This is a genomic window from Mesorhizobium denitrificans (genome assembly GCF_003403035.1).
Classification (GTDB): domain Bacteria; phylum Pseudomonadota; class Alphaproteobacteria; order Rhizobiales; family Rhizobiaceae; genus Mesorhizobium_G; species Mesorhizobium_G denitrificans.
Genome location: NZ_QURN01000008.1, coordinates 151,458 through 164,051, shown reverse-complemented (window position 1 = coordinate 164,051; position 12,594 = coordinate 151,458). Strand labels below are relative to the sequence as shown.

Sequence of the window (12,594 nt, the reverse complement as noted above, 5' to 3'; positions counted from 1 at the left end):
ATGCGTGTTTTGCATTGCACCATTAATCGGAATTAACCCTTGATTCGCTTGACGTTACGTCAGTCGCTTGAATGCAGATGTACGTGTACAGATCCGTTTGATGGACAATTCGTTCAAACCTAGGTAGCTCTTTATGATTGCGTGTCACGCATAGGTTGAGGGGGCCGGTCGAGTACCGAAACGCATGGCAACATACGCTGGCAAACTATCTCACGACATTGATCGATGGGCAGAGCGGGGATTGATCGACGCGGCAACCGCAGCAGCGCTGCGCCGCGATGTCGAGCAAACCAGTCGTTCAGCGATAAGTCTGGGCGCGGTTCTATCGGTGATGGCCGCTGTGTTGGTCTGCGCAGCCATTCTCATCCTCATTGCCGCAAACATCGACGAGATTCCTCGCATTGTCCGCGTGCTTGGACTGTTCGCAATCATTGCCGTCAGCTATCTGGGTGGTGCTGCGCTGAAGGCGCGGGAAAGAACCAGCTTCGGCGAGGCGCTTTATCTCATAGGGCTGGCGGCGTTCGGCGCTTCAATCGCGCTCATCGGGCAGATGTATCATATGTCCGGCGACGAAGCGCAGGCGATCATGATTTGGTGCCTCGGCGGCATTCTGGCGGCGGTGCTGCTCAAATCGCCTATTTTGACCAACGCATCGGTGCTCATCGCTTGCGCGTGGCTATTGATAGCCTTCGATTGGGGGCGCATCGATCATGGGCCGAGTTACATCTTCCTGGTTCTCATGGCCGTCATCTGGGCAATTTCATACTGGACAGAAAGCCGGGTCGCGCGCCACATGGTCATACTCGCCGTCCTCTTCTACGCGTTTCTTTATGCGCTCAGCGACGACGCGGTGACCGTCGGTGTCATCCTCATCGCGCTCTCTATCGGCGTGTTTGCCGCTGCCTATCTGGCGCCGGATGCTGTCGAGCGCTTTGCGCAGTTGGGCGGCCCCCAACCTATCCATCCGCTCATTTGCTTCCTGCTGGGTGTTGGGCTTTTACAGGCGCAGTTCGCCGATGATTTCGGGCCGATGCTGATGCTTTCGCTCATAGCCTTTGCAGGCATTGTCACCGCTTTGGTTCTGCGCGGGCGCGAAAGCCGGCTGATGCGATGGGTCGCCTATCTCGCCTTCATTCTGGAACTCACGCTGCTTTATTTCATGACCATTGGCTCGATGGTCGATACCGGCGCACTGTTTCTCTTCTCCGGTTTCGCGCTCGCGGCGGTGGCGTTTGTCATTTCAAGGATTGAACGCCGCATTGTGCAGGGGCAGGGCACATGACCGCGCGCCGCTCCCTGCTCCTCGCCGCGCTGGTTGCTGCGCTTCAAATCGGCTTTCTTGGCTGGATTATTGCAGGTCGCGCTGCTGTGCTGCGGGATGGACGCGAAGTTTTACTCAAGGTCGAGCCGGTCGATCCGCGTGATCTGCTGCGGGGCGACTATGTGCGGCTGGGTTACGAGATCAGTCAGATTCCCGGCGAGCTTGTAAAAAACATCTCCGACCGGTCCGACCGCGGTGGCAAAATGCCAATATTTGTGCGCATCGAGCCCGGCACAGATGGTGTTTGGAAGCTGAAAGCCGCGTCGCTAGGCGATCCGCTGGAGCCTCCACCCACTGCTGACGAGGTCGATATTCGCGGGCAGGTGGAATCGTGGAATGTGTCCGAAACCGCAGGCTCGTTCATCCGTCCGTCATTCGGCGTCGAGCGCTTTTATCTGCCGGAAGGCGAGGGCCGCCAAATAGAAACCGACATGCGCGAGCGGCCTTTCTTCGTAAAGGTTGCCGTCGCAGCCGATGGCACTGCCCAGATCAAGCAATTTCTCGACGGAGACAAGGTGCTTTATTCGGAGCCGCTTTACTGAGGCCGATACACGCGCTCGGCAGTGTTCCAGAAAATATTGCGCTCTGCCGCTGCGCCGTGGCGCGCCGCAGCCTTGCGATGCGCTGCTATCAATTCGGCATGGCTGGTCCAAAGCTTTTCAATCGGAAAGTTTGACCCGAACATCAGCCGGTCGCTGCCAAGAATCTCGATGGCATTGTCATACACATAGTCAATCACGGCTTGATCGTTGTTATGCACGAAGGTGCCTAGCCCCGACAATTTCGCATAAAGGTTCGGCAGTGGAGCCAAGGCGCGCAAACCGGCTTTCCATTCCTCAGTGGTCTTTTCGTCCAGCGAAACAAGCATTCCGGTATGCGTCAAAATGAAATCCGTCTGCGGATTCTCGCCCACCAGCTCCGCGCCGTCCTGCATCTGCGCGGGGAAAAGCTGCAAATCGAATGACAGTCCGTAGTCCTGCAGCCGCCGCACATTTTCCTTCACCTTGGGGTCGATCACCTGTTTCGCGTCCGGCGCAAAGCGGAACGCTGGCGTCTCGTGCCAATGTAATTGCATCCGCACCCCGCGCAGCAGCGGATATTTCATCAGCCGGTCGATCTGCGGGCGCACATCGTCCACCGTCATATCTGCATAGCCAACTACCGCGTGCGGCCAGCCCGTGCGCGCCGCCGCGTCCGAAACGAAAGCGACCTCCTTTTCAAAATTCTCTTTCGCCCAGTTGGTCTGCACATAGACGCCCTTTTCAACGCCTGAACCCGCCTCATCGGCCAGAAACTCCTCGATTGGGTAGTCACGGCGGATTGGCTCGTAAGGTCCGAAAATGCGCGGCACCATGGGGCCGACAAGCCACGGCTGATCGTTCTGCCGCCAAATATGAAAGTGCGAGTCGATTGTTTTCATCATCACGACACCTTGTTCCAGCGTGTTTGGGCTCGCTCTGAACGGCGGGCGAGCGAGAGAATAAAATCGGTCAGCGGTTCGATCCCGGAGCCATCCACCAGATCGTCCAGATGCGGCAGGATTGCGCGCAGCGCGGCAGTCTGCGGTCGAAATCGCGGGTCGGCGGCCAGCGGCGTACACATCGAAAGCCGATAAGCGCGCCCCGAAATGCGTTTCAGTGCGCTTTCAAGCTCCGCGTGTCCACCGCGCTCCAGCCCGTCCGAAAGCAGCACCACCGCCGCGCCGCGCGCAAATGCACCGAACCTCGGCACCGATAGAAACGCCTGCAACGCGGGACCCAGCCGCGTGCCGCCATCCCAATCATCCACCAGCGTCGCCGCGCGCTCCAGCGCTGTCGCGCGGTCGCGCAATCGCAGCGCAGGCGTAATGCGTGTCAGCCGCGTTCCCATCGTGAAAACCTCCGCGCGATCCGCATTTTGCACCACCGCATACGCAACGCGCAGGTAGTCGTTCGTGTGCTGCTTCATCGAGCCGGAAACGTCGATCAGCAACAGCAGCGGTCGCTGCACTAGCGCGCGCCGCCGCAGCATCGGCGCAGGCACGTCCCCATCGTTTGCGAGTGTCGCACGCATCGAGCGGCGAAGGTCTGGCTGTCCGCCGAGCCGCACGCGCTGCGATCGAAACGACCGCCGCCGTGGCAGCGCATAGGGCAGGGCAGTCCCGAATGCCTTGAGCCTCTCTTCGCCCGGTTTCAGCGCGCGCCCCGCCAGCCTTTCCGTTGCAGATGCAATCGCGCCGCTCTGCTCCTTGCCTTCGGGCGTGGGCGGCGGCTCATTGCCGCCCACTGCATCCTTCACCGCCGTTTCGTCCTCGGGCTCGCCCGTCGCCGCGAGTTCTTCATCGCCCCAGAAATAGGCGCGGAACAGCACATCAAACTCGCCGCGCCGGTCAGGCGGACAAGCCAGCGTCGCCAGTGCCGCGTCCTCAATGTCTTTCATATGTCGCGGGCCGAGCAGTTCCACGCTTTGTAAAAACGCAACCGACTGTTCCGGCGCCACCGTAAACCCGTGCCACCTTAGCACCCGCGCGAAGCCGAGCAGCGCATCGGCGGCTTGCGGCAGCAGGCGTGTCATGCGAGCGCCGCCGATACGATACCCGCGAATTCCGGTCCGATCGCCGCGAGGTCTTCCTCGTCCTTGATGACGACCCCGAGCGAGCGCCGAAACGCCTCCGGCCACGGGCTGCCGCTCTTTTCAAGCACTGTCGCCGCGTTCGCCCACTCGACCGCTTCGGCGATCCCCGGCGGCTTGGCCAGCGGTCGCCGCCGCACCTCGCGCACAGCCTTGGCCACCGCCCTTGCGGTCGCTTCGGCCACATCGCCCGCGCGCAGCATGATGATTGCCGCCTCGCGCTCTGCGTCGGGATAGGCGATCCAGTGGTAAACGCAGCGCCGCCGCAGCGCTTCCGCCAGCTCGCGCGTCCGGTTGGATGTCAGAACTACGACCGGCCGCGTCTTGGCGCGCAACGTTCCGCGTTCGGGAATGCTGATCTGGAAGTCGGATAGAAACTCCAGCAACAGCGCTTCGAATTCATGGTCGCTGCGGTCGATCTCGTCCACCAGCAACAGCCGTTCGCCCGGTGCGCGCAGCACTTGCAGCAGTGGCCGCGCAATCAGGAACCGATCATCATAAATGTCGATTTCGTGCTCGCCCGCCTGCCGGATTGCCAGCAACTGCCGCTGATAATTCCATTCGTAAAGCGCGTGCGCAGCGTCGATGCCTTCGTAGCATTGCAGCCGCACCAGTTCGGAGCTCATCAGTTCCGCAATCGCCTTCGCGGCTTCCGTCTTGCCGACGCCCGGCGCGCCTTCCAGCAGCAGCGGCTTGCCGAGTTTAATTGCGAGGAAAATTGCAGTCGCCAGGCTTTCGTCGGGCAGATACCCGACCTTTGCCAGAATCTGCGCCAGCGCTTCCGGTGTGGGGCCGATGTCAGGCGTTTTCATCTGGTTGACCGCCAGCGCTGCCTCGCAATTTTCACGCCATACGGCGCTTTTGTCCCACTCCTCCTTGATGGGAATGCGTGAGCGCTCTGCTGAAAATACGCAGTCAATTGTGTTGCGCCTTAATCGCCCGCAGCACGCGTTCAGGCGTGATCGGCAGCGTATCGACCCGCACGCCGACTGCATCGAACACCGCGTTCGCAATTGCCGGGATCTGCGGATTTGCGCACATCTCGCCGGGGCCTTTCGCGCCATATGGGCCATCCGCCGCCGGCCGTTCCAGCACGACGATCTCCGTCTCCGGCAAGTCACCCGGACCCGGCATGAGATACTGATTAAAATCCGTCCCGCCATGCTCGCGCTTTGGATAATACGGCTCGGTCGTCTCGTAGAGCGCGTGCGAAATGCCCATCCACGATCCGCCGACCAATTGCTGCTCGACCATTTTCGGGTTCAGCGCGCGTCCGATCTCGAACACGTTCTTCACCGAAACAACTGTCACTTCGCCGGTCTCGTCGTCCACATCGACTTCCGCCACGGTGCAGGCGTGTGCATAGCATGTGGACGGCTTCATTGCGCCGGTCTCCGTCTCCGGAAAAGAGCGCGGCACCAGAAATATCCCACGCCCGGAAATCGAGCGGCCCTGCTTGAAATGCGCGGCCAGCGCGGTGTCGAAAATCGAGATCGATTTCTGCGGCGCACCCTTCACAATAATATTGCCCGCACCGTCGGTTTCGAGGTCGCCCGCATCCACTTCCAGCTCTTCTGCGGCCACCTCCAGCATCACCTGCTTGGCCTCGGTCGCCGCGCGAATAATGGCATTGCCGATGCGATGCGTGCCGCGCGAGGCAAACGTACCCATGCAATGCGGCCCGGTATCGGTGTCGGCTGTGTCGATTGTCACCTGATCGGTCGCTACGCCGATTGTCTCGGCGCAAATCTGCGCCATCACCTGTTTCAGCCCTTGCCCCAGATCCACAGACGACAGGCTCACCATGAAATTGCCGGTCGGTGTCGAGTGCACCAGCGCCTGGCTCGGATCACCGCCAAGGTTCATGCCGGTTGGGTAGTTGACTGCGGCCACGCCGCGCCCACGTCGTATCGCCATGTCACGCCTCCGTCTTGTAGGACGACATCTTGAAAAAGCGCTCAGCCACCGGCCAGTCGGCCGTGCGCGATGCTTCCTGCATACACTCGATCAGCGCCGCGCCCTCGGTCGGCTGGCGGTGCGCCTTCATGTCTCCGTCGCGGTATGCATTGAGAAAGCGGAACTCCAGCGGGTCCATGCCGATCAGTCGGGCCAGCTTGTCCATCTGCACTTCCAGCGCGAAATCCGCGATGGTCACGCCAAAGCCGCGCATAGCGGAGGAGGGCGTGCGGTTCGTGTAAACGCAGTACGTATCGATCGAAACGTTCGGTATGGTGTAAGGCCCCGGATAATGCGCCGCGCCCTTTTGCGCGCCATAGGGCGAGTGCCGCGAATAGGCGCCCGCATCCGTATAGCCCCACACCTGCCGCGCCAAAATGCGCCCGTCCTTGGTAACACCGTCCTTCAGCACGATCTTTTCGGCAGCGCGCGGCGAAGAAATCTGCATCTCCTCTTCGCGGCTATAGACGAACCTGACGGGTCGCCCGGTCAGCTTTGACGCCAGAATCGATATCGGCTCGACCGTCACATCCACCTTGCCGCCGAAGCCGCCGCCCACTGTGCCGCCCACCATGTGCAGCTTTTGGCCCGGCATCTGCAAAATGATCGACGTATTATCGAGCGTGAAGAACATCGCCTGCGTGTTGGTGTAGCAGGTGAAGCGGTCGTTCCCTTCCGGCACGACGATGCAGCCGGTCGTCTCTGCCGGTGCGTGCTCGATTGGCGAGGACCAATAGGTCTGTTCCAGAATATGGTCAGACTCTGCAAAGCCCTTCTCGACATCCCCGAAGCGCACCTTGCGGCATTCGCCGCTGTCGTAGAGATAGTAGTTCTGACCGTGATACTCGTTCACCAGCGGCGCGTCGGGCTTCAGCGCCGCGTCGATGTCAAACACCGCTGGCAACACTTCATAATCCACCTTCACCATTGCCGCCGCTTCTTCCGCCGCGCGGGGGCTGTCGGCCAGCACGGCCACAACGGCCTCGCCTTTCCAGCGCACCTTGTCCTCGGCCAGAACCTGCTCATCCTCCGGTCCCACCTGAATGAGGATCAGGATCGTGTAGACATTGTGCGGCACGTCCTTGTGCGTCAGCACGCGTGCGACGCCGGGATGTTTCTCGGCCTCCGATGTATCGATGCTGCGAATGCGCGCATGGTGATGCGGGCTGCGCACCATCTTGAGATAGAGCATTCCGGGAAAAGTCCGGTCAGCGAAATACTTCGTCTTCGCGGTCACATGGCCTGGCGCATCAGACCGCTGCAAACCCTTTCCGAGTTCGTGCAGATCGTCTTTGCGCTGGTCCGCGAAATATTCCTTGGCTAGCCGGATCACGGGATTACCTCATGATGTTGTGCGGAAAAATATTGTGCTGAAAATCGCAGGCTTCTCGAACTCGCGAGACATTGCCGCAGCTTGCCTCTCCCCGTTTACGGGGAGGAGGAGGATAAATTCCACGCTGGTAGGAATTTGAGTTGGGGTGAGGGGGCATTTTCATCCCTCATGCTGCATTGTGTGAGTTTGCGCGTGCGGCTTCCAGCACGGCGTTGATGATCGGCTCGTAGCCCGTGCAGCGGCAGATATTCCCCGCCAGCGCTTCGATCACTTCATCCCGGCTTGGGTTCGGCACGCGGTCGAGCAGCGCTTTTGCGGCCATAATCATGCCGGGCGTGCAAAACCCGCATTGCGCGGCAAAGCCTTCCATAAATGCCCGTTGCAGCGGGTGCAGGACGCCGCCTTTTGCCATGCCGCTCGTTGTCTGAACACTTGCCCCGTCGCACATCTCGGCCAGCGTCAAACACGCGAGCCGCAACTCGCCATCGATTATCACCGTGCAAGCGCCGCATGTGCCTTGATTGCAGCCGCCCTTGGGTGACGTATCGTCAAACCTGTCGCGCAAGGCCGTCAGCAGCGTTGAGCCGCTTTCGACAAACTCGGCGCGCTCCTCGCCGTTCAGCGTGATCTGTAGCGGAACCTTCTTCGCCATTGTCTCCTCCCTGGCGTTAGGTTGGTTTTGGGGGCTATTTCAGAAGAAGCCTCCGCAAGTGAACCGGCAGCACTTCGGCGCGATACCACGCGCTGGCCACTGGATCGGTGATCGGCTCCGTGCCCTCACCAACCGTCGCAGCGGCGCCGGCGATGCCATCTTCCGTCAGCATCGAACCGATCAGCGCTTTCTCTGCGGCCTTAGCCCGCATTGGGCGGTCAGCCATGCAGCCGAGCGCGATGCGAGCGGCCTTCACCGCGCCCGCGCCGTCCTGTTCAATCAGCGCGCCGATCGAAAGCACGGCGACGCCCTTTGGCTTCACCCGCGACACCTTCGCAAATCGAAACGCGCCTTCCTTTGGCAGCTCAAAATGAACCGCACTCACCACGTCGCGGCTCTCGTCACGAGTCGCCAGAAACCGGTCGATGTCGACGGTTTTGCCGCCGACATCGACGCGCGCACCGAGCGCCAGCAGAGCAACCGCAAAGTCGCCATAAGGGGCGGGGGCGAACAGGTTGCCGCCGACCGACGCCATATTCCTTATGGCGGGGCCACCGACCGCGCGGGCCGCTGGTGCGAGAAAGGCAAGGGCAGGGTGCTTGACGATTTGCGCCATTGTGACGCTGGCGCCGAGCGTCACCGTGCTGCCCGTAATTTCAATATTGCGCAGCCGCGCATCGGTCGCGCGCACGAATGTATCGAACGTCAGGTCGCCCTCATTGGCGGCGCGCACCACCAGAGTACCACCGCCCAGATAGCGTGCGTTTGGAGCCTTTAGCGCGGCTGAAGCTTCTTCCACCGTGCCAAACGAGCGAAGCGAAAGTGGCATGGCAGCCTCCTAACCCTTCTTCGAAAAATGCTCTTTCAAGGCATTGAATCCGCCTTGAAAAACATTCTCGCCCATTCCCTTGGCAATCTCGTCGCACTTTTCGGCCGGGGCGTCGAACGTCGCGCTCCATTCCGCGAATGTCCGATCGCCATCGGTCACGTGGGTCAGCTTCAGCGTCGAGCTATGGTTGCTGATCGGGGCGGGGTGTTCGATGATCGAATAAGTGACGGTCCTGTCGCCATCCGAAAAGCTCTGCAGCTGTTCACGGATCATCGCGCCGCTTGCCACCTTGAACTTGCGCACACAGCCGATTTCCGTTGCAGACTTGCCGCCTTCGATCTCGCTTTCCACCATGCGCGGGTGCCAATTCGGCAGGCCGTTGAAATCGCGGATTCGTTCCCACACTTTTTCAATGGGCGCGTCGATGACGCTGGAAATAATAATCGTGGGCATGTGTTCTCCTCACATCCTGCGTGAGGTCCATGCTAGGCGCAGCCGTTCGCGACGCTTATCAATGCGTCTTGGTTGCTTGCCGAAAAGTCTGATAAACGCGCGCTACGCCGCGCCGCGCGCCGCTTCGCGATAAACGGCAGGCGGCACGCCCGCGTGATCGCGGAAAAAGCGCGTGAAGTTGCTCTGCGTGGTGAACCCCAGATTGCACGCCACCGCGGTGAGCGATTCGCCATCTGCCTCCACCTGTCGCAGCGCTTCTTCCATGCGCAGTGTGTTCCAGTAAACATTAGGCGTCAGGTTCATCTGTTCCTTAAACAGCGCGAAAAAGTGTGGGCGCGACAGCCCCACATTGCGAGCCATCTTGTCGAAATTCATTCTGCCCGAAACGTTGGCGCGCATCATCTCGACGGCCTTGCGCACCCGGAAATCAAGATGGGTTCCGGGCATACCCTTCGCCGACCGCGCCGACAGCGCTGCTTCGAACAGCTGGTCTATAAGCCGCTCCACTTCATAAACATTGAGGTCTGCTGAGCCCCATTCCGTTTCAAGCCTGTCAACAAGACTCACCGCCGCCGCGCGAAGCCAAGGCTCCAGCGCGATACTCGGCTCCTGAAACAGCTTAGTTGCCGGCTTCGGCCCAAGTCGCTGCGCGGCCCAATCAGGCTCTATATAGAATGCGAGAAAACGTCCCGGCTCTTCTCCGGGCGAAAAACTATGGCTGTGCGGCTCGAATGAATTGACCCCGATGGCGCAGTCAGGGCCCGGCGTCACACGTCGTTCGCCAACCATTATCTCGCCGGCGTCACCTTCCAGCCAGATAATGAGGTGCGCTTCGCCGTGAGCATGTGTGACGAGGTCGCTCGCCGCGTTCAGCATCGATACATGCCCGAACGCGCCCTTATAGAGCTTGATCGAGGCCATCTCTCCTCCCAGAGCGCTCCTCCACGAACGCTGTGGGAAATTGTGGTCTTACCAGCTTGCTGCGTCAAGTCACAGTTCGGAGTAGGGGAGTCTGCTTACAACGGCGAAACCGAACCCGTTTCATCCGCGCTGAAGCTCGAATTATACCGGATCGAATACGTTCCGTTGGCGCTGGGGAACAAGGCATATTGCACGCCCTTGATTTCCGCTGTCTTGAATTCGACCGGCTTGCCATCGAGCGAAATCGCAGCCAGCACCATGTCGTTTGTGCGCATTGGCACCATCGTTGTCAGCGCTCCACCCGTCGCCGGGGCTGCTTGCATCTTGAATTGCAGCGTTTGAACGCCCCACTGAAGGTCGGAAATTTGCGAATGCGAACGCGCGTTTTCCCAATCCAGCAATTGCGCCGCTGAAATCATCGGAACCTGCCACTTGTGTGCAAGTTCGATCATCTTTGGAGCGAAGTCATTGTTGAAATCGAAATGTGTACCAAACGCGCCGTAGAAGCCTTCGGGGCCGAAGGCTTTCGCGAATAGCTCTTCGACGGCTGGCAAGTTGTCTACGAAAACCTCGTCAACCAAATGCGTTTCCTGCTGGTAGACGTCTATGATTTCGCCATCCGTCTTACTGAACCGCATTGGCAAGCCGGAGCCGGTCATAAAGCCGGATTTGTTCTTCAGCCAGTCCTTTGGCCAGTGATAATAGTTCATGTCGAAGCGAATATCCCAGCTTCGCTCAACCTCTGCCTGCGTGGTGTAGTCTGACCATGCGATGCAGTGCAGCCGACTGCCGCGCTGGGTGGGAAGTTCGGGAAAGCGCACCTGGAAAAACGACAGATAGGCCGCGATGGAATTGTCGAGGGATTCTCGCGTCCAGTCCTCGCAATTGGTCGTAACGTGCGCGCCTGTGTCGAATCCGATTGAGTTGTAGAACTCGGCGTCACTGTTCGACAGACCGCTATCTGGATAAATGAACGAAGTCGCGCGGGCGCAGGTCCACTGCGTCATGTCGCAACCCGCCGGGCTGGCCAGATCCAGCATTTCGAAGAAGTTGCGCGTGCCGTCTTTGGTGCCGTGGTCGTCCGCCGCCATCACCAGTGCAGCCTTGTAGTCTTTTGGAAAATACCAGAAGCGCGGAATCGGGGACGCGTCACGCTGCATATATTCCAGCACGTTGGTCAGCAGGCGCATCGTTTCGTCTGCCTGCGGGATTTGCGCGTTGTTCACGTCCAGATAGTCCGGCTGCGGATCGGTTTTGGAGTTTCCAAAGAACAGATCATTCGGCCGGACTGGTGCCATACCGTCGCGATCCTGCCCGGCCCATGCGGGGTTGCCTTGGCGCGTGAAAACGACGGACTTGGCCAGATTAAACGCCAATGCCGCGACCTGACCGCCATTTGCGCCAACCGTACGGATCGTCGCAGCTGGCGACGTCGATTTGTCCGGGCCCGAAATCAGTGTCGCAAAAACCCTCGCATCGTCGTTTGCCGCAAATCTCTTGGCATCGCCGTGAAACTGGATCGGTTGCGACACCAGCCCCTTGCCGGGCGCGCTGCCGGTGTCGATCTGGAAATAGCCTTCACCATTGATTACAGATAGCGCCTTGACGCCTGCCAGGTCCGCGAGAGCGCCCGTAGGCATTACTGCAACGAGATTGCCGCCGTTTTCGACCCATTCCTTCAGGCGTGCAGAACCAGAATTGTCCAGATCACCCGAAACGATGATCGATTGGATTCCCGCAAGGTCGAGCTTGGCGAATTCCGATTTGCTCGCGGTCTTGAAGCCCGTGAAGCCTTCCGCACTCAATATTTCAGTATAGTAGGGGTTGAGGTCGCTCGCGTCGCCGCCAACGATCAAAATCGGCGCGCCGCTCTCATCGTTCCTGGGCGTATCAGCGACGGTGAACCGCCAGTCGGCAAGCTGCTTGTCTTCCGCATGAATTGTCACGTGATAGTTTGCGGGCGCCAGCGTCTGGTCCGCGGCAAAATTGATCGTGTTGCCAGTCTGCACATGAACGCTTCCCTTGATCGCAAAGGGTGCCGCGTCACCCGCCTTGCCTTCAATGGTTACACGAACCTGCTCGGCAGCAAGCGGACGGTCGAATGCGACACGAATATTTTTCAGCGTCGCAACCTCGGAAGATGGCTTCGGAAAAATCGCAACGGTGTGCGGACGATGATCGATAAACACCGCCGCCGCGCCCAGAATAGGGACGCAAAGAACAACGAAAATCGAAAGCATTCTGGAGGTGCGGGGCATATGTAATTTCTGTGTTGGCGATGATCTCCCCTTAGCGCGCGGGCACGCGCACAAAGAGTCCCCCACAGGTTCTTCCATGTAATTGATTAGCATACCCACCCCCTCACGAGGGGGTATAGATCATTCCCGATCTACATCTTTTGATAGAATGTCATGCGCCCATCGCGTAGTCACAACGCCCTTGCATCGGCAGCAACACCATGAACGGCATTTGCAAGAATCATCTCGAGTGCGAGAGGCCATGCTTTGATCTGTCAGGGG

12 protein-coding genes are annotated in these 12,594 nt (G+C 59.6%); 2 read left to right on the top strand and 10 right to left on the bottom strand.

The annotated features are described in order from the left end of the window. Positions 1 to 184 precede the first annotated feature (184 nt). A complete protein-coding gene (locus tag DY251_RS12410; protein WP_116624215.1) occupies positions 185 to 1,282 on the top strand; it encodes a DUF2157 domain-containing protein in 1,098 nt (365 codons plus the stop codon). Continuing rightward, positions 1,279 to 1,863, top strand: a complete 585-nt coding sequence (locus DY251_RS12405; RefSeq protein WP_116624214.1) for a GDYXXLXY domain-containing protein — start codon at positions 1,279 to 1,281, stop codon at positions 1,861 to 1,863. The genes DY251_RS12410 and DY251_RS12405 overlap by 4 nt, the downstream gene beginning before the upstream one ends. On the opposite strand, the gene DY251_RS12400 is transcribed toward DY251_RS12405, so the two are convergent. The 10 genes from DY251_RS12400 to DY251_RS12355 all read right to left on the bottom strand — a co-directional run bounded on the left by DY251_RS12400 (position 1,857) and on the right by DY251_RS12355 (position 12,333). Further along, complete coding sequence (locus DY251_RS12400; protein ID WP_170971368.1) at positions 1,857 to 2,744, bottom strand: amidohydrolase family protein; 888 nt, start codon at positions 2,742 to 2,744, stop codon at positions 1,857 to 1,859. The genes DY251_RS12405 and DY251_RS12400 overlap by 7 nt on opposite strands. Continuing rightward, complete coding sequence (locus tag DY251_RS12395; protein WP_116624212.1) at positions 2,744 to 3,874, bottom strand: vWA domain-containing protein; 1,131 nt, start codon at positions 3,872 to 3,874, stop codon at positions 2,744 to 2,746. The genes DY251_RS12400 and DY251_RS12395 overlap by 1 nt, the downstream gene beginning before the upstream one ends. Continuing rightward, positions 3,871 to 4,743 (bottom strand): AAA family ATPase, encoded by an 873-nt coding sequence (locus DY251_RS12390; protein ID WP_116624211.1) that lies wholly within the window; start codon positions 4,741 to 4,743, stop codon positions 3,871 to 3,873. Before DY251_RS12390 ends, DY251_RS12395 begins: the two co-directional genes overlap by 4 nt. 103 nt (positions 4,744 to 4,846) lie before the next feature. Then, positions 4,847 to 5,848: a xanthine dehydrogenase family protein molybdopterin-binding subunit gene (locus DY251_RS21890; protein WP_116624210.1), complete on the bottom strand. Its 1,002-nt coding sequence runs from the start codon at positions 5,846 to 5,848 to the stop codon at positions 4,847 to 4,849. 1 nt (position 5,849) lies between these two features. Further along, complete coding sequence (locus tag DY251_RS21885; RefSeq protein WP_116624278.1) at positions 5,850 to 7,217, bottom strand: xanthine dehydrogenase family protein molybdopterin-binding subunit; 1,368 nt, start codon at positions 7,215 to 7,217, stop codon at positions 5,850 to 5,852. Positions 7,218 to 7,386: 169 nt separating this feature from the next. After that, positions 7,387 to 7,872: a (2Fe-2S)-binding protein gene (locus DY251_RS12375; RefSeq protein ID WP_116624209.1), complete on the bottom strand. Its 486-nt coding sequence runs from the start codon at positions 7,870 to 7,872 to the stop codon at positions 7,387 to 7,389. Positions 7,873 to 7,906: 34 nt separating this feature from the next. Beyond that, entirely contained in the window at positions 7,907 to 8,701 is a 795-nt protein-coding gene (locus DY251_RS12370) for an FAD binding domain-containing protein (RefSeq protein ID WP_116624208.1), read from the bottom strand. Between the two features lie 9 nt (positions 8,702 to 8,710). Then, positions 8,711 to 9,154, bottom strand: coding sequence for an SRPBCC family protein (locus DY251_RS12365; protein WP_116624207.1), 444 nt, complete (start codon positions 9,152 to 9,154; stop codon positions 8,711 to 8,713). 102 nt (positions 9,155 to 9,256) lie between these two features. Continuing rightward, positions 9,257 to 10,075, bottom strand: a complete 819-nt coding sequence (locus DY251_RS12360; protein WP_116624206.1) for a helix-turn-helix domain-containing protein — start codon at positions 10,073 to 10,075, stop codon at positions 9,257 to 9,259. A gap of 95 nt (positions 10,076 to 10,170) precedes the next feature. Beyond that, on the bottom strand, positions 10,171 to 12,333 hold the full coding sequence (locus tag DY251_RS12355) for an Ig-like domain-containing domain (protein WP_137113657.1): 2,163 nt from the start codon (positions 12,331 to 12,333) through the stop codon (positions 10,171 to 10,173). Between the last annotated feature and the right edge of the window lie 261 nt (positions 12,334 to 12,594).

Bases quoted from the DNA above. Each gene is read 5' to 3' on its own strand.
- DY251_RS12410 (WP_116624215.1), top strand. From the start codon at position 185: ATGGCAACATACGCTGGCAAACTATCTCACGACATTGATCGATGGGCA.
- DY251_RS12370 (WP_116624208.1), bottom strand. From the start codon at position 8,701: ATGCCACTTTCGCTTCGCTCGTTTGGCACGGTGGAAGAAGCTTCAGCC.
- DY251_RS12365 (WP_116624207.1), bottom strand. From the start codon at position 9,154: ATGCCCACGATTATTATTTCCAGCGTCATCGACGCGCCCATTGAAAAA.
- DY251_RS21890 (WP_116624210.1), bottom strand. From the start codon at position 5,848: ATGGCGATACGACGTGGGCGCGGCGTGGCCGCAGTCAACTACCCAACC.
- DY251_RS12375 (WP_116624209.1), bottom strand. From the start codon at position 7,872: ATGGCGAAGAAGGTTCCGCTACAGATCACGCTGAACGGCGAGGAGCGC.
- DY251_RS12395 (WP_116624212.1), bottom strand. From the start codon at position 3,874: ATGACACGCCTGCTGCCGCAAGCCGCCGATGCGCTGCTCGGCTTCGCG.
- DY251_RS12355 (WP_137113657.1), bottom strand. From the start codon at position 12,333: ATGCCCCGCACCTCCAGAATGCTTTCGATTTTCGTTGTTCTTTGCGTC.
- DY251_RS12400 (WP_170971368.1), bottom strand. From the start codon at position 2,744: ATGATGAAAACAATCGACTCGCACTTTCATATTTGGCGGCAGAACGAT.
- DY251_RS12360 (WP_116624206.1), bottom strand. From the start codon at position 10,075: ATGGCCTCGATCAAGCTCTATAAGGGCGCGTTCGGGCATGTATCGATG.
- DY251_RS12390 (WP_116624211.1), bottom strand. From the start codon at position 4,743: ATGAAAACGCCTGACATCGGCCCCACACCGGAAGCGCTGGCGCAGATT.
- DY251_RS12405 (WP_116624214.1), top strand. From the start codon at position 1,279: ATGACCGCGCGCCGCTCCCTGCTCCTCGCCGCGCTGGTTGCTGCGCTT.